This is a genomic window from Bacillus cereus group sp. MYBKT111-2 (assembly GCF_051915205.1).
Taxonomy (GTDB): Bacteria; Bacillota; Bacilli; order Bacillales; family Bacillaceae_G; genus Bacillus_A; species Bacillus_A paranthracis.
This window is the reverse complement of the sequence record NZ_JBQAEG010000012.1, coordinates 35,898-57,323: the sequence shown is the minus strand read 5'-3', so window position 1 is coordinate 57,323 and position 21,426 is coordinate 35,898. Positions and strand designations below refer to the sequence as shown.

Below are 21,426 nucleotides of genomic sequence, written 5' to 3'. Positions count from 1 at the left end.
TTTATAAGATCAAATGTAAATATATCTTTACATTATTTTGGATATATTATACAATTTTGTAAAGATATATTTACATTTTAGGAGGGGAAAGATGAATAAAGGGAAAGAAATGACTGTTACTGTTTCGATGGTTAAGTTAAATATCTATTCATTACTTATAATATTTGCGTTGGCGTTTGGAATTGGTTATTTGCATATATTTCTTTCAGGCGGGGTTCAATTTGAATTTACATTGCCCGTTATGTTTCTTTTGATTATTGGAATGATTGTTTTCGTTTGTATTCATGAGGCAATACATTTAATTGGATTTCGTTATATCGGAGGTGTTCCGTGGAGTGAACTAACATGGGGCGTCAATTGGAAATTAGGTGCTGCATACGCTCATTCTAAAAAAGAAATTACAGTAAAGCAAATGAAGAAAGTGTTAATGCTGCCGTTTTTACCGACTGGAATTTTGCCAATTGTATTGGGATTAGTTATGAATCTGGAGCCACTCTCATTTTTAGGAATTCTACTAACAGCAGGTTGCATGGGTGACATTGCCTTATATCAAAAAGTTTCAAAGTTTCCAGATGATGCGCTAGTTAAAGATCATCCGAGTAAACCGCAGTTTACAGTATATGAATTATAAAGGAAGCAGAGGCGTTTTTAAACGACGGCTTCTTTTTTGTTTGTCAGTTTTTGTCGGTAAGTCGATATATTGTGAAAATCGCCGATATAATTTGAGTTACAGTCGATATATTTCAAAAATCGCTGATATATTTCAAGTTGTGTTCGATATATTCGAAAAATCGCTGATATAATTTTTTAGAATAGGACTGCCCGAATCATAGAAAACTTCCTTACAATTTTTATAATTCATTATCGCATATTCGTTAAAAAGAGATTATTATATTTTTGTAGAATGGAATGATGGAGGATTGTATGAAGAGACTGTATGGCAAGTTAGTAGGGGTTATCGTTGCAATCGGCTTACTAGCAGGATGCGAAAGTTCTATGAAGAGTGTGAAAGAAAAAGAAGTGTGTAAAACAGACGAAGAATGTGTGGAAATAGGAGATAAGAAACTTCAAAAAGTATATGAAAAAATAGATGGATTATCTGAGCTTGAAGCAGTAGAAGATTATGAAATAGAAGAGCATGAAAGTGCGGATATGAAAGAGGCAGAGCAGAAAAAAGAAGATGATGATGAAAATTATTTCTTTTTAGCTTCTTATTATATTGATGGTGATGAAATTGTAGATCCTTATTTTGAAAAAATAGAACGGAAACGTTTAAATAAAGTATTTGCTGAAGAGAAAGAAGCGAAAGAAGAGGTGCTACAACAACGTCAAGATAGAGGGTATCATGAAGATTTATGGGATATGTATCGCACGCTTATTCCAGCTAAATATCGCGGGAATATAACAGAATTTGATTTAATAACGGATGGTTATGACGGTGTTGTTGCTCACGTTATGCCTAGTATAGAGAATCCGAAAGAATGGACTCTTAGCTTAGATACGCTTGATTCTGCGGTAAATATTGATGAAGTGATGAAAACATTAATTCATGAGACGGCTCACGTGTTAACGCTCGGGCATAAGCAAATACCAGTAGATGAAAACTATGTAAAGGATTTTGAAGAGGATAAAGATATTTCGACGTACCGAAATAAATGTGGAAATCTTTTCTTACAAGAGGGATGTGCGGAGGAAAACTCTTATATTAATCAATTTTATAATTCTTTCTGGAAGTCTATTGAGCAGGAGTGGACAGAAAAGAAAGTAGAAGAAAGTGAAGAAACGCAAATTGAATTTTTTAAAGAAAAGCATGATGAGTTTGTCTCACAGTATGGAACGACAAATGTAGCGGAAGATATTGCAGATACGTTTACAGCGTTTATTTTACAAGACTCAAAAAAGGTGAAAGAAGGAACGGAGTTAAAATATAAAAAAATCGCCTTTTTCTATCAATTCCCCGAGCTTGTAAAAATGAGAGCGGAAGTGTTGTCGGGATTATATGATATTTCGAAAACGATTGAACAACAAAGTGGAAACTAATGTGAGTTATATATGTTAGTTAAGAAAACGTAAAGAATTTTAGTTCTTTGCGTTTTTTATGTTGATAAAATTGAAAATTCTGTCTTTTTATCAAAAAGAAGAAGGAACTATCACTATAAAATAGAATTAGTATAAAAATGTCACAATTTAGACACAATTATAATGCGCGTGTTATAGGGGCTATAAGTTTACTCTAGAGGAGGTAATGAAACGTATGAAAACGATTCTTGCTGTTGCTGGTCTCATTTGGGTAATGTCTCACGGTTTTCCGATTTTTGAAGGGGAGCAAATTCGTAGTGCATTGGATAAAAAGTTTAGTGATTATCATGTAATAGATCGAAAAGATAATGTCGTTACAGTACGTGTGAAAGATTGTTTCCATACAGTTACGGTTGCGGATGGAAACGTTAAAAATGAAACAAAGATGTGTGATAAAAAGTAAAAGAAAGAAGCTGACTATAGTCTATCGCTCTAAGTCAGCTTCTTTTTCGTTTCCCAATTAGAAGTTTTTCAAATGCCTCAACAAACACATACATAAGTGTTGCGAGGACGCATGTGAGTAGTACGCTTAGTAAGACAAGTGTGAAATTAAATACTTGGAATCCGTAGCTAATTAAGTAGCCAAGGCCTTGTTTAGAGACGAGAAGTTCGCCGAATATAACACCGACCCACGATAATCCAACGTTCACTTTTAACGTTGAAATAATGGCTGGGAAAGATGCAGGGAGAACGACTTGTTTATAACATTGCCATTTATTTGCGCCAAATGTGTCCATCACTTTTATATAGTTAGAATCGACTTCTTGGAATGCGCTGTAAATAACGAGAATGGTAATGATGATAGAAATGATTACTCCCATTGCAATTGACGAAGAAATATTTGGGCCGAAGATTACAATGATAATTGGCCCAAGTGCCACTTTTGGCATGGCGTTTAGGACGACGAGATATGGATCAAGTACGCGGGCGAGAAGTGGTAGCCACCAAAGGAAAGTAGCGATAATGGCTCCGAGCACTGTTCCAAGAATGAAGCCTACTCCCGTTTCAAGTAATGTCGTCCATATGTGGACCCAAAGCGAACCGTCCATCCATTTATTAAGGAAGAGATCCCAAATGCTTGAAGGAGAGCTAAAGAGTAAAGGGTCAATCCATTCTTTTTTGCTAGCGATTTCCCATAGTGCAAAGAAAAGAATGAGCAGTAAAAGCTGCAAAGAGCGTGCTAACCATGCGCGCCTGCGTTCTTTTTTCCGAAACTGTTCATGTAGTTGCTTTATATTATCCAAGACGCTCCAGCTCCTTCCATATATTTTGGAAGAGGGATGGGAAGTCATGGTGATGGCGTGATTCTAACGGTGATAAGGAACGGATGCTTTCTGGGACGATAAATGTTTTTGCAATTTTTCCGGGATTCGCTTGTAGTAAATAAATACGATCACTCATCGCAATTGCTTCTTCAATATCATGCGTAACGAGTAGTGAAGTTTTCTTATATGTGTGTAGTAAGCTGAAAACGAGATCTTCTAGTTTCAATTTCGTTTGATAATCGAGCGCCGAAAAAGGTTCATCTAGCAATAAAATTTTTGGATCGGTCGCTAATGTTCGAACGAGGGCGGCACGTTGACGCATACCACCGGATAGTTCACGAGGGTATTGCTGCTCTACATCATGTAGACCGACTTGCTTTAAAAGCTGTAAAGTATGTTCTTTCGTCTGTTCATCATAAATGTTTCGGATATGAAGTCCAAGCATAATATTTTCTTCAATTGTCTTCCAAGGGAACAAGTAGTCTTGCTGCAACATGTACCCCATAGATGAAGTTTTCGTTGTAATGGGCTCACCATCTAAAAAGACGATACCTTCAATTGGATCAAGCAGCCCGGCAATAATGGAGAGGAGTGTCGTTTTGCCACAACCACTTGGACCGAGTATCGAAATGAATTCGCCTTCTTCCACTTGTAAACTCATATCTTCAAGAATCAATTTGGCATTCTCTTTTGCGAAAAAGCAGTGAGAAACGTTACGTATTTGTAAAAAGCTCATACACTTCGCCTCTATTTCTTAATAACGCTCTCGGCAATTTTCGTATTGACGAGCGCTTCATGTGGAACTTCTTTTTGTAATTCGCCAGCGTCTTTCATAATCGTTTGGAGCTGTTTCCATTCTTCAGCATCTAATAGCGGATTTGTCGCATAAGAATGTTGCTTTTTATACCGTTCAATTACTTTTACTGTAATGTCTTTTGAAGTGTCTTTAAATAACGGAGAAACGGCATCAGCAATTTCTTCTGGGCTATGAGTATCAACCCATTGTTGTGCTTTATAGAGCGCCCGTGTGAATTTTTCAGCAGCAGCTTTATCTTTCTTTAAGAAACTTTCTTTTGCCATGAACGATGTATACGGAACAGTACCAGATTCATTTCCGAACGAAGCGACGATATATCCTTTTCCTTCTTTTTCGAATATACTTGCAGTCGGTTCAAAGAGTTGGACAAATTCTCCCGTACCAGATGCGTAGGCATTTGCAATATTAGCAAATTCGATGTTTTGAATTAAGTTTGTATCTTTGTGAGGGTCAATGCCATTTTTCTTTAAAACGTATTCTCCAACCATTTGCGGCATACCGCCTTTACGCTGTCCTAAAAACGTAACACCTTTTACGTCATTCCAATTAAAAGAGTCTAATTTTTTACGCGAAACTAAAAATGTTCCATCTGTTTGTGTAAGTTGTGCGAAGTTAATGACGGGGTCTTTTGCGCCTTGTTGATGAACGTAAATAGATGTTTCAGAACCGACGAGAGCAATATCAATCCCGCCAGATAATAAGGCAGTCATCGTTTTATCTCCTCCAGCTGTTGTTTGGAGGTCAACATGTAATCCCTCATCTTTAAAAAATCCTTTTTCAATCCCGACATATAACGGGGCATAGAAGAGAGAGTGGGTAACTTCGCCGACGCGAACATTTTGAGTTTGTTCTTTCGTGTCTTCTTTTTTACTACTGCAAGCAGCAAGTGTGAAGACAGCTAGTAACATGATACAAAAAACAGCTATTAATTTTTTCACTATATAACACCTCCTAGAAGTCACTCTACAAGCATGATATGTAGGTAAGTGCCCACATGTGAGTGTAGATAGCAGGAATTTTTTTGGTGATAAAGAAGTACAAATATAAGGGGTGATAAAATGGAGTACGAATATGATGATAGCGTACATTTACATCTTGACTATTTCGGAACAGAATGTGATATGGAATCGATTGCTTATAAACGGAAGAATGAAGACGTGTGGGATGTATATTTTAATTTTGGAGCATATGGTCTTCAGAAAGATGGGATCGAGACGGGTAAATTTATGGACGAATATGCTGGCTATTACGTTTTTTCTGTACATGCTCGTGATCTTAGTTGGGAATTTGGAAGTGCTCAATTTGAAGAGTGGGTTTTGAAAAATCATATCGTAGAAAAATCGCTGCAAAAATAAGGAGGAATTTTGTGGTCGATTTTCTCATTTTCTTATTCATTTTTGTAGTGGGATTTTTTATTATGCAAGTGCTCATTTACCGATTTGCAAAGAAAAACATCCAAAAATATACAAAAACAAAATGGATTCATATGTGGCTAGAGATGAATATGAAAAAGGGTCCGAGATTAGATTTTTTTGATTTTGTAGTTATTGTACTCGTATGTATCGTATGGAAAATATGGCTGTTTCCTTTTATATAATACACATGCTAATGATTTTTTCTTTTATCATAAAATAACGAAAAGAACCTGTCTTGTGGCGGGTTCTTTTCGTTATAGTAATAGTTGTAAAAATTTGCATTTATAAGTGAAATAGTGAGTAGTATTGTGAAAGATATTTTGACAAATACAGAAACATATACATACGGAATTAAAGTGTGATTACAGAATGGACAAATTGGCTGTGTGCAAAGTGTGGGGTAATAAGAAAGAGGTCGTCCACCGTTGGACGACCTCTTTCTTATTATGCTTGGTTCGTGCGGAAGAATGGAAGCTTCTGCACAATGTGAATTAATCCGTATGCAAGAATTAAGCACATAAGAGGATTAATGAAAAATCCATAGCGATTAATTGCTAAGAATAAGTTTGAGAAGATAATGTAAATAATAGAACTTGCTACTAGCATCATAACGCGTTTATGTTTAAATGAATTTAGCATGAAGCAGAAGCTGCTCAAGAATGTACCGATGATAAACACTCTATGACATAGTTGCATAAAGTTGTGAATACGGTATTGGTCTACAGCAGGAGCTGTTTTGAATAATTCAATTGTTTTACCGACAGTGAACCAAGAGAACCAATAAGTGAAGTCCGTCTTAAAGCCGTTCTTGATTAATTCTTTTGCGTATGCCCCTTTGTCATCTAAGCCTTTGGCTCTCATTTCATTTACTATATTTTCATATCCAATTTTATTAAATGGATCAGCACCCGCAATTAGTGGATCAGCACCTTGGGTTGAGAATAAAATAAATTGGTTGAGTGCTAAATAGTTACGAACAACCCATGCACCAATAATAAAGAAAGGCCCGATAAACCATAACAATCCGATTCGAATGGAGTCTTTAAATCCATATGTAAATAACACAACAAGAACAGGAATGAGCATCATTGGAGCTGGATTTGGACGGAACATAAGTAAAATTGAAACGACAATTCCAAACCATATATGGAATTTCACTTTATTGTATTTCCATGCGAGAACAAATACATATACACATAACGCTAATAAGAATATGGATGGAACTTCTGTTAGCAATGTACGGAAGTATGTATAGTTACTTGGATAAATAGCATATAAAATACTTGCAACAATTCCATAGATGTTTTTTTCGAACAATTCTTTTCCTATTAAGAATACTAATAGCACTGTGCATAGGTTCATAATCATGTTAATAACAGTTGCTACGTAATAGTAAGGAATTGATGTAATATCAGAAATAATCATAGCGCCAGCTAATAGTAATGGCTGACCTGGTGTGATATATGCATTTTTTCCTGGAACTTCACTAGGTTCTAAATACACATAACCAAATACACCATGTTTTAATAGTTGTTCAGCTGTTAACGAATAGTTAAAGGCATCATTTGCACCATATGTTACTTTGACTAACTCTCCATCTAATCCTGGCTGTTTTACTAAACAAAAAACGTGCAACAGGAAAGAAAGCGCCAAAATTGCATATACCGCTTTAGGCAAACTCTTAAACTTAGTAAGCAAAAATGAGCAACTCCTTTTTTATTAATTCTTTCGTATTTTCATGTGAAATCTTTAATAGTATTAAGGATTTCCAAAACATAGTTATTATATCATAAAGTGGAATGCTGAAATTAAGTTTTTCAAGAATGAGTAATTTGTATGCCATAATTTAACTGTTTACTAAGGGAATATTAAGACAATACATTTATGATAGAATCAAGTATGCAGAAGAAATATGTCATATATGTTATTTTAATAGAAATAGTTCTTTCGATGCGGGGGAAATTAAGACATAGAAACGAGGGAATGAATTGAAGTATGGTTCTACACTTTTTGATCTTCCAAAAAGAAATATATTAATTTCTAGCATTATAAGTAGTATGGTGACTTTATTAGTAATAACTATGCTGTTTATGCTTTTAAAGGTTTTTAATTTAGACATAATGAAAGCTCATTTAAATCAAAATCTTGTTTTAATTGTTATGATGATTTTAATATGGGGCATAACATTTTATATTTCACATTTTAATAAAAAAGAGATGTCTACACTTAGGGCATCCCTACGAGTGCATTTTGTATTATTTTTACTAGCTCATACAGTAGCGTTATTTTATATTGTCATGCAAGTTAATATGAGTTTTATAGAGGCAATGAATTGGATTTACTTGTATAACATGCAGTTTATATTAAGTTTTGTAGTAATTTATGCAATATACATTCTTGTTTATAATTTAATAGGCAAGGTTTTTCTAAGTATGATTTTAACGAGCTGTACGTTAGTCATTTTAGGTATTGTGAATTATTTAAAGCTTATTTTTAGAGGTGATCCGCTGTATCCTTCTGATTTCACACAAATTATGCATATGCAATCTGTTATACCGATGGTGATGGACTATTTTAGCTGGAGTTATATTTTTGTCATTATCTTAAGTATCGTGGCTTGTATTGTAGCAGGGATATATATGAGAAGGTATATTCAAAATGTAAAGACTCATCTAGGAATAAGAGCCTTATTAGTAGTAGGATCTATTTTTGTTCTATATGCGTACGGTAATTTTGCGAACACATTTATGAATAAAGTATTTCAAAAATCAGGTGTAGATTTTGTTTTGTGGGATCAAAATGAGAACTATGCTTCAAATGGTTTTGTACTTGGGTTTATTAGCAATTTAGATACAACAGTTATGGAAAAACCCAAAAATTATTCTAAAGAAAATATGCTTCAAATAGCAAACGATATAAAAAAACAATATAGTGGAAATATAGGGAGCCAAAAGAAAAAAGAGAAACCGAATATTATTTTTGTAATGAGTGAATCGTTTTGGGATCCGACGAAAGCAACTAACCTTTCTTTTAGTGAAGATCCTGTACCAAATTTACATCATTATATAGAAAACTTTCCTGGTGGACAAACTATTTCTCCTACATTTGGGGGAAATACGGCGAACGTTGAATTTGAGGCATTAACGAGTTATTCAATGAGTTTGTTAAAGCCAGGTTCTATACCATATCAGCAGGTTATTACAAATAAGAAAGAAATTCCATCAATCCCTACGGCGTTGAAAAAAGAAGGGTATTACACAAGTGCAATTCATTCATTTGGTCGCACATTCTTTAAACGTGATGATGTATATAAGGTGTTAGGATTTGATAAATTTAATGCAGCTGATACGATGGAAAATGTAGATGTTGATGGAGATTATATTAGTGATTTAGCGATGAGTAAAGAGATAATTGCTGAGTTAGAGAAACAAAAACAACCTACATTTATTCATGCAGTTACGATGCAAAATCATTTTCCATTTACAGAGGGCCGATTTGGTGAAAACCTAATAGAAATTAGCGGGCTAGAAAATGAAGAATCAAAGGGAGAATTAGAAACGTATACAGAAGGGGTAAGACGTTCAGATGAGGCCCTTCAATATTTAATAGAGCAACTAGATAATTTAGATAGACCTACATTATTAGTATTCTTTGGAGATCATCTTCCATCATTAGGAACAAATAAATCTTTTTATAAAGAGAATGGGTATATAACGAATGAAAAAACACCGAGCGAACGTTTAGCGATGGCCCAAACGCCGCTATTAATGTACGCAAACTTTGATATGCCAAATGATAATTTAGGTGTAGTAAGTCCAATTTATTTTTCTAATCTTATTTTTGATTATGCAGGATTAAATAAATCTTTATTTTATCAATTTTTATCGGGATTTTACAAGGAAATACCGGTGCTTAGAGATGAATTAAAAGTTGATAAAAATGGAGAAGTAATCAATGATTTAACAAAGAAACAAAAAGAAATGTTAGAGCAATATAAAATGCTTCAGTATGATTTACTTGTTGGAAATCAATATAGTAAAGATATCCTCTTTAAATAAAGTGAAACTTTAATCAGTGGGGGTTTTCTTCATCCCCCACTGATTATTAGCCTTCACCAATCGGACTTTTATGGGCAGCCCGACCCCCACCTAACTTCTTTGCTTTGCTGAATTTTGAGGTGGGGGTCTTACTGCCCGTTAAAGCGGGATAAAAGAAACAAAAAGAACTTGTATAACGATACAAGTTCTTTTTTATAGTATTTAACGGGGTAACCAGACAAGCTGGGTTTAGGGAGTATTACCTGTACATTTAGTATAAATGAAAATATAATCGTTTTATCAGTTGATTTGTGAGAAATGTGTGAATTTTAACGTTTTTGAAAACTACGTTCCTATCGATACGATTTGGCATAGGTTTTTATGAATGCAAAAACTTTATAAGATCTTCGTTTACTTCATCCGCTAGGAGTGTAGGATTTCGTTCTATTAAGACACCAAACTTTCCTTCATTCTTACGTGTGAAAGATTGTAGTTACTTATTCCTCATCAATTCCCCGTAAAAGCCCGATTAGTGAGGGATAGTTAATTTACCACTTATATAAAATCTCTCCCACATAATATACGTATTATTGTTTATAATTTTTATGATTACATATCGTCTGAAAATATTAAAACGTTGGGATGATTTTCCTCAAATGTTCGATTTATCTTTGTTTGTATAAGAAAATCATTTATTATAATAAATGGTATTCTTCGAGATATTATGTTGAAGGGGTGTTGAAGTGAAAGAAAGTTTTCTATCATATAAAGAAGAAGAAAGGAATGCCAAAATCCTTTTGTGGGTGCTATACGTCATTGTTGTTTCATACCAAATTTTCTATGCAATCGTATTAGAAAATAAATCACTAACGGATAAGGGACATAGCATACTATGGCAAGTTATTTGCGGAACTGCAATACTCGGTATGAATGTATATTTAATAAAAAAAGAGAAAGTGAATTTTGTGAAATATGCATGTGTATTTGCATACATAGGAATAGAAATTGCTAACATATTTTCGTATATGCTTTATAATGAGGCGGCATTTGATGGGGGAAATATAGTAGAAATTATTCTTATCTTCTTTGTACCTATATTTTTAAATAAAAAATATTTTGTGTTTGTACTTTCAACTATTGTAGGGAAATATGTAATTTACTTATTTGTATTAAAAGAAGTAAAAGGATTTATGTTCCTCATTATGTATACACTCGTATTAATAGCAGCATACATCATTTTAAATCGATTTATACAATACCTTTCAGCGGTAAAGGAAAGTATTAAGATTGCTAGTGAATCACAAAAATTAGCAGTAATCGGAAAGATGGCAGCGACAGTGGGACATGAAATTAAAAATCCACTTGCTTCATTGAAAGGGTTTACGCAATTACAACGAGAGAAGCATGAAGAGGACCCTATTTATAAACAGATGATTTTTGAAATAGAAAATATGAATAATATGATAAGTGAATTGATGGAAGTTGCTACATGTAAACCTTCTATTTATAAGAAACATAATATAGGTGAAATTGTATTACAAGCAGTAACAATTCTTCGAGAAAAAATGAATGAATCTAGTATCCAGCTTATTTCTAATATCGAAGAAAAGATGATAGAAATTGAATGTGATGAGCGGAAAATGCGAGGAGTTTTTCTATATGTCATAAAAAATGCTCTGGAGGCAATGGAGCAAGGTGGCACATTAGAGTTACGGTTAGAAAATAAAGGACAAGATTATGTAATGCTAAGTGTAATCGATAATGGTTACGGTATTAAGAAAGAGAATGTGGCTCGTGTTACAGAAGCTTTTTATACAACAAAACAAGATAAAATTGGTTTGGGACTTACGGTAGCAGATCGAATTGTCAACGAACACCTTGGTACGTTACATATTTCAAGTGAAAGAGATAAGGGAACGAGAATAGATATTATTCTTCCAAAAAAGTGTGGAAATAATGAAATCCAATTGAGAGAAAAGCTAGGAGTTACCATATGAATAAAGACGGTATATTTAAAAATGAAGAAATGAAGGCGCTGAAAATATATTTAAGTTTATTTTTCATTATATTTTTTGTATACGATCTTGCCTACGAATTTATTGTACCTTTAATAGGAGGAGAGCAAGAAGGAGTAGGACAATTTGAAGATGGTTTAGGTTTATGGCTTTATTTTCTGATGGTGGTTTTATTTTGCATTGGAATATACTTTATGAAATGGAAAAATCCATTTGCAGTAAAGTATATTATTCTAATTGGGTATAATCTATTAGATTTTATCCATAATATTATGATTTACTACGGTAGTGATACTGAGTTTGATGGTGGGAATATAGTAGAAGGATTTTTTATTTTATTTGCCCCACTTTTTGTGAATAAAAGATATTTTTGGTTAGTTCCGAGCATACTTGTTGGAAAATATGCTCTTATAGGAATCATGATTCACTCATCACTCGTTTTAATTCCGATGGCATTATATAGCGTATTTACTATCATATGTTGGATTATGTTTTTAAGGTTCCAATCTTACGTTCGTACGCTTGAGATGATGAATAAAGAAATACAACAAACAGAAAAGTTAGCAACTGTTGGAAAAATGGCTACAGTTATTGGTTCCAAAATTAAAAGACCTTTAGCTAATTTAGATAAATTTGTAAATAAGCAAGCAGTTAAATATCCAGAGGATAAAATATATAGTGATATTATGAAACAAGAAGTAGAACGAATTCATACAATCGCTACAGAACTTAGTGGATTTGAGAAATCTAAATCAATAGAATCAGAAGTTCATAATATAGAAGAAATTATCGCTTATGTTATTCGAGTTATGGGGAAGCCTGCTTTAAATCAAGGTGTGCACATACAAGGTATTTATAGTAAAGACATACCATCGATTACATGCGATGAAAAACGATTAAAACAAGTGTTTTTTAATTTAATTAAAAATGCGATTGAAGCAATGTCAGTTGGCGGAACGATTACGATTAAAGTGACTGTAGAAGATGCAATCATTGTTCAAGTTAAGGATGAAGGTTGCGGCATTCCAAAAGACAAAATCCCGAAGCTAAATGAAGCCTTTTACACAACAAAAGAAACGGGAACAGGTTTAGGTTTAGTAGTTACAGAAAAAATTATTAAAGATCACAACGGTAAAATGAGTTTTGAAAGTGAAGTTGGGGTTGGAACGACGGTGAAGGTTATGTTGCCGATACAATAAAAAATGTATTTTAAAAAGGGAAATCATTTATTTGAGAGTGATTTCCCTTTTTTGTGAATAAAAATCCGGAAGTGTTTACACTATTGGTGCATTATGTATAATTACGAATCTAAGATATGGGTATTTTTATGGTGGTAATATAGAGTGAGTTTGTTAGTTGTTGACCTAAATTATTGAGGCTTTTTCTGTTGAATAAATTATTTTTAAGAGAGAACTAAATATTTGTGATTAGAAAAACAGAATATACAGCACTGGTAGTAATTCCAGGATTAATATAAAGGGATATAGCATCTCCTCTCGAAACGAGGTTTCCGGTTGTAATGCTACTCCAAGTTACAGTAGCTGGACCTACAGCTGAAGTAGGATTAAATACTTGAAGTTACCCCGATCCAGTAATTTTGTCAGTAGTAGACTACTTATTTTGAAAATGTAGTATTTAATGAGATGAGAAAATCATCTGTTTTCTTAATAAAATAATCTGGTTGTACAGTAAATGTAGCAGATTGATAGTTTGGTAACCATTGTACGCCAATCGTTCGTACATCTGCCTGTTTTCCAGCAAGTATGTCAGCATCACTATCCCCAATAAAAATTGCTTCGTTTGCATTTACATGTAATGTATTTAATACAAGAAGAATACCTTCAGGATCAGGTTTTGGCTTCATTACATCATCTCCAGCTACTATACAGTCGAAGAAAGAAACTAATCCTAATACTTTTAGAGAAATGTCCAGGCTTCTTCTTGCTTTTCCAGTTACGATAGCTAACTGAAACCCTTGTTTTTTTAAATGTATTAAAAGGTCTACTATTTCATGATTTTGCTCTACGTAATCATGATGCTTTTCTTCATAACATTCATAGTATCTTTCAACTGCTACTTCTTTTTCTTCAGAGAGTAAGTTCTCATGGATAATACCAATTTCACTTGGGCCAAACATAGAAAGAATCTCTGCTTCAGTAATTTCTTTATTATCAAATTGCCAAAAAACGTTTTGAAACGAGTAATAACATAAAGGTAAAGTATCAGCTAGTGTGCCATCAAAATCAAAAATAATTGTACGTAGCATTTTCTCACTCCTGTTTTAAGTTATTTTAAGGTTTATTTAAGGATTTATGTTGTGATATACTTAAAATAACTTAAAAGTACTTAAAAGTAAATAAAAATGGGTGAGAGTATGAATCAAGAGGAACGTTTAATAAAAATAATGGAGTATTTGAATGAACATAGGACGATGAGTTTGAAGATAATGTGTGAGCTATTTCAAGTCTCCAGAGATACAGCAAGAAGAGATATTGTAAAGTTAACAAATGAAACAACAATAGTGCGAACCCATGGTGGTGTAGCTTTATCATCTTTCCACCATAAAATATCGGATTATGTAAATCGTGAGGAAAAAGAAATTGAATATAAGATATCTATTGGAAAGCGAGCTGCTTCTTTTGTAGAAGATAATGAAGTGATTTATCTTGATGTTTCAACAACTGTTAACTGTATGGCTTCATTTTTGACAGCAAGTAACATAACGGTTGTTACAAATTCAATTGATACAGTAAATCATTTAATGGATATGGAGAATGTAAATATTCATATTTTAGGTGGAGAATTAAATAAACACTCACGTTATATGACGGGTTTTTCTGCAATGGAGAAACTAAAAGATTATCATTTTGATAAGGTTTTTATTGGATCACCCGGTCTTACAGAAGATGGTGTCTATTATGCGTATGAGGAAGATATTCATTTTAAGCGTCAAATTGTTAAACAAACAAATGAAGTGTTTTTACTTGCTGATGAGACAAAAATGAATCAACGTCAAAACTTTAAGGCGCTGTCATTAGAATCGATAGATACAATTATTACGAATGATGCTATACCTGGCGATTTAGAAAGAGTAGTGAAAGAATATGGAATTGAGCTAATCGTTGGAGTGAAGTAAAGGGGGACGTAAAAATGAAGGGGATTATATTTGATATTGACGGAACGATGTTAGATACGGAAAAAGCAGTTTTATATTCATTACAGAGAACGTTGCGAGATGAAGGGATGAATTATTCATTAGAAAAGCTACATTTTGCATTAGGTATTCCTGGTATGGCTACGTTACAAGAAATTGGTGTGGAAAATATGAAAGCAGTTCATGAGAAATGGATACGTAATATGGCAGATTTTAAGAATGAAATTACAGTATTTAAAGGAATTGCGGAAGTGATTGAAATAGTATCTTCATATAAGATTCGAACTGGTATTGTGACTTCAAAAACACGTCAAGAGTTTATCGATGATTTCCAGCCATTTGGATTACATTCATATTTTGAACACTCTATTTGTGTGGAAGATACAATGAAACATAAACCACATCCAGAGCCACTTGTGACATGTCTAAAAAGATTGAATATAGAGGCACAAGAAGCGATATACATAGGTGACTCAGTATATGACTTACAATGCGCAAAACAAGCGGGAGCAAAATTTGGTTTAGCCTTATGGGGAGCAAAGACAAGGAAAGGATTCGAAGAGGCTGATTATATTTTTCAAACGCCTCATGAAATTTTAAGTTTAGTAAAAAGAGATAGCTAATTTAGCTACCTCTTTAAAAATTTATAACCACCATTTTTCCTGTGGAATCAAAGTAACATCCACTTCAAAATTTTCTTTAAACCAATTATACATCAATGTTTCTTTCACTAAATATTCAGAGGCAGAGTGTGATACACCGATGAGTGACATATTCGTTTCTTTTACGTAATCCATAATGAGCGAGTATTTCTGTTTACCGTAATCATTGTCGATATGGCAATGGATTTCCCCAGTAATATATGCTTCAGCACCTTTTGCTTCTGCTTCTTTCATGAGAGACACGACATCACCACATCCTGCAATAATTGCAATTTTTTTGATAGAATTATGTTGTTTACCTTCGAAGTCTGTATAAGGAATATGGAAGAGATTTTTTAGACGCTTTTGGAGTGCTTCTGTGGATGTTTCATCTATTTCACAAATAAGGCCAACTGGCTCTTGTTCTGGACCTTCATATGCAAAGCCGTCAACTACATGAGCATGTAAAGATTTTGCAATTGAAATGCTCGTTCCATGCGTTTGATGAATATCCATTGGTCCGTGACATGTATATATAGAAAGTTGTTTTTCTTTTATTGCTTGCAAATATTTTTCAGGTATTGGAATAAAACCACGACCTGATTTTCCAAGTGGATCACCGCATTCCATTACAAGTGGGTGGTGCATAAAAAGTAAATCACCAGATGTGGACTGTGAAATGAATGTTTCAAGAACGTCATTTGTAGGAAAAACAGCTAAAAATACTTTATTTACAGTTTCAGCTCCTCGTATCATAAGACCGTTAAATAGCTCTACAAAATTGGTTTCGAAAAATTGTTGCCACGGAAAGTGGATAGGATCATATACAGATGGGATAAATCGACTAAAGGCACTATCTTTTCCATATTTTTTGATTTGGAACAAATGATTGAGTGATTGTTCTATTTCTTTTAAAGCTGGCATGTTATGTTATCCTCCTTGAACTAATTAGATGTTTTTGTTCTTCACAGCGAAATAAGAAGCGGTTAGGAAACAAATAAAACCTAAAATCCAACCAATAGAAGGAGAATAAGGAAGTATATGTTGTAATATCATACCGCTAGAAATAAAAAAGCTACCGAGTAGACCTAGGAAGATGGGGTATCGCAGTAATTTGAGCATGAGTGATACAACCTCCTTTACTACATACATTGTATATTGTTCGTAATTTTCTGTATATATTTTTAAAGAAAAATGGTGGTACAATATATGAAGGATACGAGAAGAGAGGATGAAGATTAGAGTATGTACGTTACTGTAACAGAAGCAGCATATAAAAAGATTATGGATACGATTCCAAATGAAGCGAAATATATAAAGTTATTTTACGATAATGAAGGTTGCGGTTGTGTAATGAGCGGAATTATCGATTTAGTAGCTGTAGCAGAAAAAGATGAGCGCGATGTGGATATCGAATCTAGCACAATGAATTTTATCGCAGATCGCACAAAGCTTGTATTTATGGATGATAAATTAACAGTTGATTGGCATGAAGGTGGAGGGACGTTTCAGCTGAAGAGCCCGAGCCAATTTTATAATCCAAATATGAAGTTACACGTTCGAGTGTAGTAAAGAAAAGGTGGTTCCAAAACGTATTTTGGAGCCACCTTTTTTAGTGTATAAGTCGCTATATTTAAAAAATCGCTGATATAATTCGAGTTGCGCCGATATATTTTGAAAATCGCCGATATAATCAGAGTTGCGCTAATATATTCAGAAAATCGCTGATATAATTTCATGCCCCAAAACGTTTCATACAATAAAAAGATTTTTTCACATAATGAAATGTACATATGATTGAATTTTCTGTATAATCTTATTTGCGGAGGGGATACGCATGAGAAGATGGGGAATTGAGTTATTAATTTTAGCAGTCGTTATCATTTGGGGGATTAATTTTACGATTGCGAAATATGGACTTTTAGAATTTACAGCAATTGAGTTTACTGCACTTCGGATGATATCGGCGGCACCGCTTATGTTACTCCTTACATTTTTTATTGAAAAGTCGGTTTATATGGAGAGAAAAGATATACCTAGATTAATCATCGTTAGCGTTGTAGGTATTGTACTGTATCAAACGTTATTTATGGAAACTGTTAAATATACATCCGCTACAAATGCCTCTTTACTCATTTCTATTTCACCTATTTTTACAACTGTATTTGCGATTATCTTAAAACAAGAAAAGTTTTCTTCTCGAAAGCTTATCGGTTCGATTATTGCCTTTTGTGGTGCAGCCTTAGTTTTAGTAGCAGGGCATTCACTGGCTAGTTCTTTTTACGGGAATGGGATTGGACTCATTACATCAATATGTTGGGGGCTTTATCCTGTTTTAGCTGGTCCATTAATTAAAAAATATTCAGCGCTACGTGTTACCGCATGGTCAGCACTAGTTGGCGCGATTCCACTCTTGCTTTTAAGTGGACCATACGTATTTATAATGCCATTTCATATTACACATGGAATAACACTATTCGCTTTACTATATTCTATTTTCTTTGTAACAGTATTTGGTTTAGTAATGTGGTATGTTGGTGTTCAAAAAATTGGAGCATCACATACGATGGTATATATGTATATAACGCCACTTGTAGCTGTTTTATTTGCAGCTGTATGGGCAAATGAATACGTATCGTTTCAACAAATAATCGGTGGAATTATTATTTTCTTCGGTTTATGGTTTGTGAAATCGGAGAAAGTAAACATTCATTCTACTGCGGGGGAACCTATATCAAAATAGGAAAACAGATCACCTATGATCTGCTTTCCTATTTTTTTATTTTTGGTAAGAAGATGAGAAATAAGATCGCAGTAATAAGTGGAATTAAGTTTAAAAATGGAATACGGAAGAGTGTAATAAGAATAATACCCGGAAGAAGGACACCGAGGACAGCGTAGAAAATACTATGGTTTTTCGTGTACCAATACAATGAAAGTCCAATAAGTGCAGGGATAATAAGGTGAATGAGAGCCATTAAAAAATAAATCATTAGACGCCCCCTTTATTTGTGTACTTATTACATCATATCCGTATGTTCATAGATTGATATCAATTTTTTCATAAATGGACGAAAAATGTTTGAAAAAACGTCACAAATTATGGGGGGGATGATCTTTGAAATCTTGTATAATATTATTTTCTAAAAATATTTAAACAACATAAACATACCGTTTATGTTGTTTTTAATTTGAGTGAAATGAATGTAAGTAGTATAGACTTGAAAAAATTTATTGTTGGATAGATAAAAATTACGGAAGAGGAGAACATCATGATTAGTATGTCATTAAGGTCGTTTAAAATTCAATCGTATTATATACTAGGTATTCTTTTACTAGGCTGGATGGTAACGCCGTTTTCAGCACATTTTTTAGGTGCAGGAATTGGACTTATCGTAAGTATGTATTGCGTTTGGCTTTTAGGGAGACGAATTGAGAAGCTTGGAGATAGTATCGTAAAGAAAACGAAAGCGCCGACGCTCGGTATGTTTAATCGTTTTGCCGCTGCTATTTTAGGCGCTATTATTATGTACGAAATTGAGCACCATATGGTGATGTGGGCATTTGCAGTAGGGATTATGGGCGGTTATTTCTTAATTGTTGTGAATTTAGGATACTATAGTATGAAAGATGAGAAAGAATTAACAAAGAGCTAAAAAGATAAAAAGCTTCTTTTTAGATGGGATAGATGATCCAGCCATGGCTAGAAGCGGTCAGAGCCTGTTTTACCCCATGCGATGTGAAACCAGAGATATGTAGCGAGTAGAGATATAATTTATATATTCGAAGCCGTGATTTGTCTGTGTGAAAATGGATTTACTCTGGAATAAGGGATACGATAATGGATAGTATAACAGGAAGCGAAACATTGCATAAAATACAGGTTTTTGCTTCCGATAAGTTAACATGAAATTACGTATTAGTATGACTTTTATGTTCTTTAAAAAAGTTGGATATAATACAAAAAACTATTCCGGTAATTAGAATAATATATTTTATCGTTTCACTTGTATGCTCAAATAAATTAACGTTAAGCATTACAAGTCCCCAAAACATTTGAATCGCTCCATAACTGAATAAAATTTTTCCTGTACGAGAAAAATTTTTCATAGGTTTCACCCCTTCCTATATATGTAAATTATATCATGAAAAACTAAAAACAAATAACTATAAAGTGAAAATTATGTAAATTAACAAACGAAGTCACAGATGAAGAGAGTAACGTTTCACTTTATATAAGATATAGAAAGAAGCTTACGTAAAAAACGTAAGCTTCTTTTTTATGTAAGTGTGTGTAACCGTTAAGCCGCATTGGGTTTTGTCGGTGAGTACGCGAAACTTTACGGTTACACGACACTTATTCATATGAGTAAAGGGTTATTCCAACAGAAAGTTTGCGCTTAAGCGATTGGACCGCCTAAGTTAATAATGTCTTCAGATACGCTGTCGAACTTTTTGAAGTTAGCTTTGAATTCATTTGCAAGTTCGATTGCTTTTGCTTTATAAGCAGCTTTATCAGCCCAAGTTTGTTCAGGCATTAACACTTCGTCAGGTACACCTGGTACGTGAAGTGGAACTTCAAGACCGAAGATGTCATGTTTAGCTGTTTCAGTTTTCGCAAGTTCACCGCTTAATGCTGCTTGAATCATTGCACGAGTGTAACCTAAGTTCATACGTTTACCAACGCCGTATTCGCCACCAGTCCAGCCAGTGTTTACTAAGAATACTTTCGCATCGTGTTTCTCAATTTTTTCACCAAGCATTTCAGCATAGCGAGATGCATCAAGTGGTAAGAATGGTGAACCGAAGCAAGTTGAGAATGTTGCTTGCGGAGATGTAACACCGCGCTCTGTTCCTGCTAGTTTACTAGTGTAACCACTTAAGAAGTGATACATAGCTTGTTCTTTTGATAACTTACTGATTGGAGGCAATACGCCAGATGCATCAGCAGTTAAGAAGATAATTGTATTTGGGTGTCCTGCAACACTTGGTAGTACGATATTGTCAATCGCATGCATAGGGTATGCAGCACGAGTATTTTCTGTTAAAGTAGTATCGTTATAGTCTGCGATACGCGTTTGGTCATTAATGATAACGTTTTCTAAAACAGATCCAAATGTGATTGCATCGAAAATTTGTGGTTCTTTCTCGTGAGAAAGGTTTACACATTTCGCGTAGCAACCGCCTTCAATATTGAATACACCGTTATCAGACCAACCGTGCTCATCATCACCGATTAATTTACGGTTTGGATCAGCAGATAATGTTGTTTTACCTGTTCCAGATAAACCGAAGAATAATGCTACATCGCCTTCTTCACCTACGTTTGCAGAGCAATGCATAGAAAGGATATCTTGTTCAGGTAATAAGAAGTTCATAATAGAGAAGATTGATTTTTTCATTTCTCCAGCGTATTCTGTACCACCAATTAGTACGATACGTTTTTCGAATGAAACCATAATGAATGCTTCAGAGTTTGTACCGTCAACAGCTGGATCAGCTTTGAAATTCGGTGCAGAAACAATTGTGAACTCTGATTCATGAGTTGTTAATTCTTCTTCAGTTGGACGAATGAATAGTTGATGTACAAATAAATTGTGCCATGCATATTCATTAATAACTTGAATTGGTAGGCGGTAATTGCGGTCAGCGCCTGCAAATCCTTTGAAGACGAATAACTCTTCTTTCTCTTTTAAGTATTCTAAAACTTTCGTATATAATTTATTAAAATGTTCTTCAGAAATCGGTTGGTTCACTGCTCCCCAAGCAATTTTGTCAGCAACCGATGCTTCTTTCACAATAAATTTATCTTTAGGAGAACGTCCTGTATATTTTCCAGTTGAAGCAGAAACGGCACCAGTCGAAGTTAATTTCCCTTCATTTCGCATTAATACTTTTTCCACTAATTGCGGAACACTTAGTTGAATCTGTGCATTGCTTCCGTTCAATAATTCGTGTAAACCAATTTGGACATTCACAGTACTCATATTTATATACCATCCT

At 34.0% G+C, this 21,426-nt stretch carries 23 protein-coding genes and 1 pseudogene; 14 read left to right on the top strand and 10 right to left on the bottom strand.

Annotation, left to right across the window (positions count from 1 at the left end):
- Positions 1–91 precede the first annotated feature (91 nt).
- The 3 genes from ACTFNE_RS24400 to ACTFNE_RS24390 all read left to right on the top strand — a co-directional run bounded on the left by ACTFNE_RS24400 (position 92) and on the right by ACTFNE_RS24390 (position 2,482).
- Complete coding sequence (locus ACTFNE_RS24400) at positions 92–631, top strand: DUF3267 domain-containing protein (RefSeq protein ID WP_046198248.1); 540 nt, start codon at positions 92–94, stop codon at positions 629–631.
- Positions 632–924: 293 nt separating this feature from the next.
- Positions 925–2,040 (top strand): recombinase family protein, encoded by a 1,116-nt coding sequence (locus ACTFNE_RS24395; protein WP_270705673.1) that lies wholly within the window; start codon positions 925–927, stop codon positions 2,038–2,040.
- Positions 2,041–2,254: 214 nt separating this feature from the next.
- A complete protein-coding gene (locus ACTFNE_RS24390; RefSeq protein WP_000849111.1) occupies positions 2,255–2,482 on the top strand; it encodes a hypothetical protein in 228 nt (75 codons plus the stop codon).
- 34 nt (positions 2,483–2,516) lie between these two features.
- Here ACTFNE_RS24390 and ACTFNE_RS24385 read toward each other — a convergent pair whose 3' ends face one another.
- The 3 genes from ACTFNE_RS24385 to ACTFNE_RS24375 are packed head-to-tail and all read right to left on the bottom strand — an operon-like array spanning position 2,517 to position 5,099.
- Positions 2,517–3,323: an ABC transporter permease gene (locus tag ACTFNE_RS24385; RefSeq protein ID WP_000368785.1), complete on the bottom strand. Its 807-nt coding sequence runs from the start codon at positions 3,321–3,323 to the stop codon at positions 2,517–2,519.
- Complete coding sequence (locus ACTFNE_RS24380) at positions 3,316–4,080, bottom strand: ABC transporter ATP-binding protein (protein WP_046198246.1); 765 nt, start codon at positions 4,078–4,080, stop codon at positions 3,316–3,318. Before ACTFNE_RS24380 ends, ACTFNE_RS24385 begins: the two co-directional genes overlap by 8 nt.
- Positions 4,081–4,091: 11 nt before the next feature.
- Positions 4,092–5,099 carry an ABC transporter substrate-binding protein gene (locus ACTFNE_RS24375; protein WP_046198245.1) on the bottom strand — a complete coding sequence of 336 codons (1,008 nt, stop codon included), beginning with the start codon at positions 5,097–5,099 and terminating at the stop codon, positions 4,092–4,094.
- Between the two features lie 120 nt (positions 5,100–5,219).
- Here ACTFNE_RS24375 and ACTFNE_RS24370 point away from each other — a divergent pair, with 120 nt between their 5' ends.
- From ACTFNE_RS24370 to ACTFNE_RS24360, 3 genes and pseudogenes are all read left to right on the top strand, one after another.
- The gene (locus ACTFNE_RS24370; RefSeq protein WP_000455572.1) at positions 5,220–5,516 is read left to right on the top strand and encodes a DUF3986 family protein; all 297 of its coding nucleotides are present in this window, start codon (positions 5,220–5,222) and stop codon (positions 5,514–5,516) included.
- An 11-nt stretch (positions 5,517–5,527) separates the two neighbouring features.
- The gene (locus tag ACTFNE_RS24365; RefSeq protein WP_000227427.1) at positions 5,528–5,758 is read left to right on the top strand and encodes a hypothetical protein; all 231 of its coding nucleotides are present in this window, start codon (positions 5,528–5,530) and stop codon (positions 5,756–5,758) included.
- Positions 5,759–5,863: 105 nt separating this feature from the next.
- Positions 5,864–5,938 (top strand): annotated as a pseudogene (locus ACTFNE_RS24360) (YwbE family protein); the annotation flags it as partial.
- Positions 5,939–6,020: 82 nt separating this feature from the next.
- On the opposite strand, the gene ACTFNE_RS24355 reads toward ACTFNE_RS24360, so the two are convergent.
- The gene (locus ACTFNE_RS24355) at positions 6,021–7,274 is read right to left on the bottom strand and encodes a glycosyltransferase family 39 protein (RefSeq protein WP_000956217.1); all 1,254 of its coding nucleotides are present in this window, start codon (positions 7,272–7,274) and stop codon (positions 6,021–6,023) included.
- Between the two features lie 290 nt (positions 7,275–7,564).
- On the opposite strand from ACTFNE_RS24355, the gene ACTFNE_RS24350 reads away from it, so the two are divergent.
- The 3 genes from ACTFNE_RS24350 (at position 7,565) to ACTFNE_RS24340 (ending at position 12,827) form a co-directional block, all read left to right on the top strand.
- The gene (locus ACTFNE_RS24350; RefSeq protein ID WP_270705676.1) at positions 7,565–9,634 is read left to right on the top strand and encodes an LTA synthase family protein; all 2,070 of its coding nucleotides are present in this window, start codon (positions 7,565–7,567) and stop codon (positions 9,632–9,634) included.
- A gap of 722 nt (positions 9,635–10,356) precedes the next feature.
- A complete protein-coding gene (locus tag ACTFNE_RS24345; protein WP_270705678.1) occupies positions 10,357–11,610 on the top strand; it encodes an ATP-binding protein in 1,254 nt (417 codons plus the stop codon).
- Positions 11,607–12,827, top strand: a complete 1,221-nt coding sequence (locus tag ACTFNE_RS24340; protein WP_061129323.1) for an ATP-binding protein — start codon at positions 11,607–11,609, stop codon at positions 12,825–12,827. The genes ACTFNE_RS24345 and ACTFNE_RS24340 overlap by 4 nt, the downstream gene beginning before the upstream one ends.
- A 416-nt stretch (positions 12,828–13,243) precedes the next feature.
- On the opposite strand, the gene ACTFNE_RS24335 is transcribed toward ACTFNE_RS24340, so the two are convergent.
- On the bottom strand, positions 13,244–13,894 hold the full coding sequence (locus ACTFNE_RS24335) for an HAD family hydrolase (RefSeq protein WP_270705680.1): 651 nt from the start codon (positions 13,892–13,894) through the stop codon (positions 13,244–13,246).
- Positions 13,895–14,002: 108 nt separating this feature from the next.
- Between ACTFNE_RS24335 and ACTFNE_RS24330 the strand changes: the two genes are divergently transcribed.
- Positions 14,003–14,764 carry a DeoR/GlpR family DNA-binding transcription regulator gene (locus tag ACTFNE_RS24330; protein WP_048551248.1) on the top strand — a complete coding sequence of 254 codons (762 nt, stop codon included), beginning with the start codon at positions 14,003–14,005 and terminating at the stop codon, positions 14,762–14,764.
- 14 nt (positions 14,765–14,778) lie between these two features.
- The gene (locus ACTFNE_RS24325) at positions 14,779–15,405 is read left to right on the top strand and encodes an HAD family hydrolase (protein ID WP_000676034.1); all 627 of its coding nucleotides are present in this window, start codon (positions 14,779–14,781) and stop codon (positions 15,403–15,405) included.
- A gap of 21 nt (positions 15,406–15,426) precedes the next feature.
- Here the strand turns inward: ACTFNE_RS24325 and ACTFNE_RS24320 are convergent, their stop codons facing one another.
- Positions 15,427–16,347: a Nif3-like dinuclear metal center hexameric protein gene (locus ACTFNE_RS24320; protein WP_270705682.1), complete on the bottom strand. Its 921-nt coding sequence runs from the start codon at positions 16,345–16,347 to the stop codon at positions 15,427–15,429.
- Between the two features lie 24 nt (positions 16,348–16,371).
- Positions 16,372–16,545, bottom strand: a complete 174-nt coding sequence (locus ACTFNE_RS24315; protein ID WP_000916136.1) for a hypothetical protein — start codon at positions 16,543–16,545, stop codon at positions 16,372–16,374.
- Between the two features lie 123 nt (positions 16,546–16,668).
- Between ACTFNE_RS24315 and ACTFNE_RS24310 the strand changes: the two genes are divergently transcribed.
- Entirely contained in the window at positions 16,669–16,992 is a 324-nt protein-coding gene (locus ACTFNE_RS24310; RefSeq protein ID WP_000289565.1) for an iron-sulfur cluster biosynthesis family protein, read from the top strand.
- Positions 16,993–17,260: 268 nt separating this feature from the next.
- Positions 17,261–18,166, top strand: a complete 906-nt coding sequence (locus ACTFNE_RS24305; RefSeq protein ID WP_074539860.1) for a DMT family transporter — start codon at positions 17,261–17,263, stop codon at positions 18,164–18,166.
- A 28-nt stretch (positions 18,167–18,194) separates the two neighbouring features.
- Here the strand turns inward: ACTFNE_RS24305 and ACTFNE_RS24300 are convergent, their stop codons facing one another.
- A complete protein-coding gene (locus ACTFNE_RS24300; protein ID WP_000639042.1) occupies positions 18,195–18,416 on the bottom strand; it encodes a hypothetical protein in 222 nt (73 codons plus the stop codon).
- A gap of 279 nt (positions 18,417–18,695) precedes the next feature.
- Between ACTFNE_RS24300 and ACTFNE_RS24295 the strand changes: the two genes are divergently transcribed.
- A complete protein-coding gene (locus tag ACTFNE_RS24295) occupies positions 18,696–19,079 on the top strand; it encodes an ATP synthase subunit I (RefSeq protein WP_000624931.1) in 384 nt (127 codons plus the stop codon).
- A gap of 256 nt (positions 19,080–19,335) precedes the next feature.
- On the opposite strand, the gene ACTFNE_RS24290 is transcribed toward ACTFNE_RS24295, so the two are convergent.
- A complete protein-coding gene (locus ACTFNE_RS24290; RefSeq protein ID WP_000788116.1) occupies positions 19,336–19,533 on the bottom strand; it encodes a hypothetical protein in 198 nt (65 codons plus the stop codon).
- Between the two features lie 290 nt (positions 19,534–19,823).
- The gene (gene pckA / locus ACTFNE_RS24285) at positions 19,824–21,410 is read right to left on the bottom strand and encodes a phosphoenolpyruvate carboxykinase (ATP) (protein ID WP_000108804.1); all 1,587 of its coding nucleotides are present in this window, start codon (positions 21,408–21,410) and stop codon (positions 19,824–19,826) included.
- Between the last annotated feature and the right edge of the window lie 16 nt (positions 21,411–21,426).

What these genes read in the sequence shown, in the direction of transcription:
- ACTFNE_RS24370 (WP_000455572.1), top strand. Translation starts at nt 5,220, where the DNA reads ATGGAGTACGAATATGATGATAGCGTACATTTACATCTTGACTATTTC.
- ACTFNE_RS24335 (WP_270705680.1), bottom strand. Translation starts at nt 13,894, where the DNA reads ATGCTACGTACAATTATTTTTGATTTTGATGGCACACTAGCTGATACT.
- ACTFNE_RS24325 (WP_000676034.1), top strand. Translation starts at nt 14,779, where the DNA reads ATGAAGGGGATTATATTTGATATTGACGGAACGATGTTAGATACGGAA.
- ACTFNE_RS24300 (WP_000639042.1), bottom strand. Translation starts at nt 18,416, where the DNA reads ATGATTTATTTTTTAATGGCTCTCATTCACCTTATTATCCCTGCACTT.
- ACTFNE_RS24310 (WP_000289565.1), top strand. Translation starts at nt 16,669, where the DNA reads ATGTACGTTACTGTAACAGAAGCAGCATATAAAAAGATTATGGATACG.
- pckA (WP_000108804.1), bottom strand. Translation starts at nt 21,410, where the DNA reads ATGAGTACTGTGAATGTCCAAATTGGTTTACACGAATTATTGAACGGA.
- ACTFNE_RS24320 (WP_270705682.1), bottom strand. Translation starts at nt 16,347, where the DNA reads ATGCCAGCTTTAAAAGAAATAGAACAATCACTCAATCATTTGTTCCAA.
- ACTFNE_RS24315 (WP_000916136.1), bottom strand. Translation starts at nt 16,545, where the DNA reads ATGCTCAAATTACTGCGATACCCCATCTTCCTAGGTCTACTCGGTAGC.
- ACTFNE_RS24330 (WP_048551248.1), top strand. Translation starts at nt 14,003, where the DNA reads ATGAATCAAGAGGAACGTTTAATAAAAATAATGGAGTATTTGAATGAA.
- ACTFNE_RS24305 (WP_074539860.1), top strand. Translation starts at nt 17,261, where the DNA reads ATGAGAAGATGGGGAATTGAGTTATTAATTTTAGCAGTCGTTATCATT.
- ACTFNE_RS24290 (WP_000788116.1), bottom strand. Translation starts at nt 19,533, where the DNA reads ATGAAAAATTTTTCTCGTACAGGAAAAATTTTATTCAGTTATGGAGCG.
- ACTFNE_RS24390 (WP_000849111.1), top strand. Translation starts at nt 2,255, where the DNA reads ATGAAAACGATTCTTGCTGTTGCTGGTCTCATTTGGGTAATGTCTCAC.
- ACTFNE_RS24395 (WP_270705673.1), top strand. Translation starts at nt 925, where the DNA reads ATGAAGAGACTGTATGGCAAGTTAGTAGGGGTTATCGTTGCAATCGGC.
- ACTFNE_RS24295 (WP_000624931.1), top strand. Translation starts at nt 18,696, where the DNA reads ATGATTAGTATGTCATTAAGGTCGTTTAAAATTCAATCGTATTATATA.
- ACTFNE_RS24380 (WP_046198246.1), bottom strand. Translation starts at nt 4,080, where the DNA reads ATGAGCTTTTTACAAATACGTAACGTTTCTCACTGCTTTTTCGCAAAA.
- ACTFNE_RS24340 (WP_061129323.1), top strand. Translation starts at nt 11,607, where the DNA reads ATGAATAAAGACGGTATATTTAAAAATGAAGAAATGAAGGCGCTGAAA.
- ACTFNE_RS24400 (WP_046198248.1), top strand. Translation starts at nt 92, where the DNA reads ATGAATAAAGGGAAAGAAATGACTGTTACTGTTTCGATGGTTAAGTTA.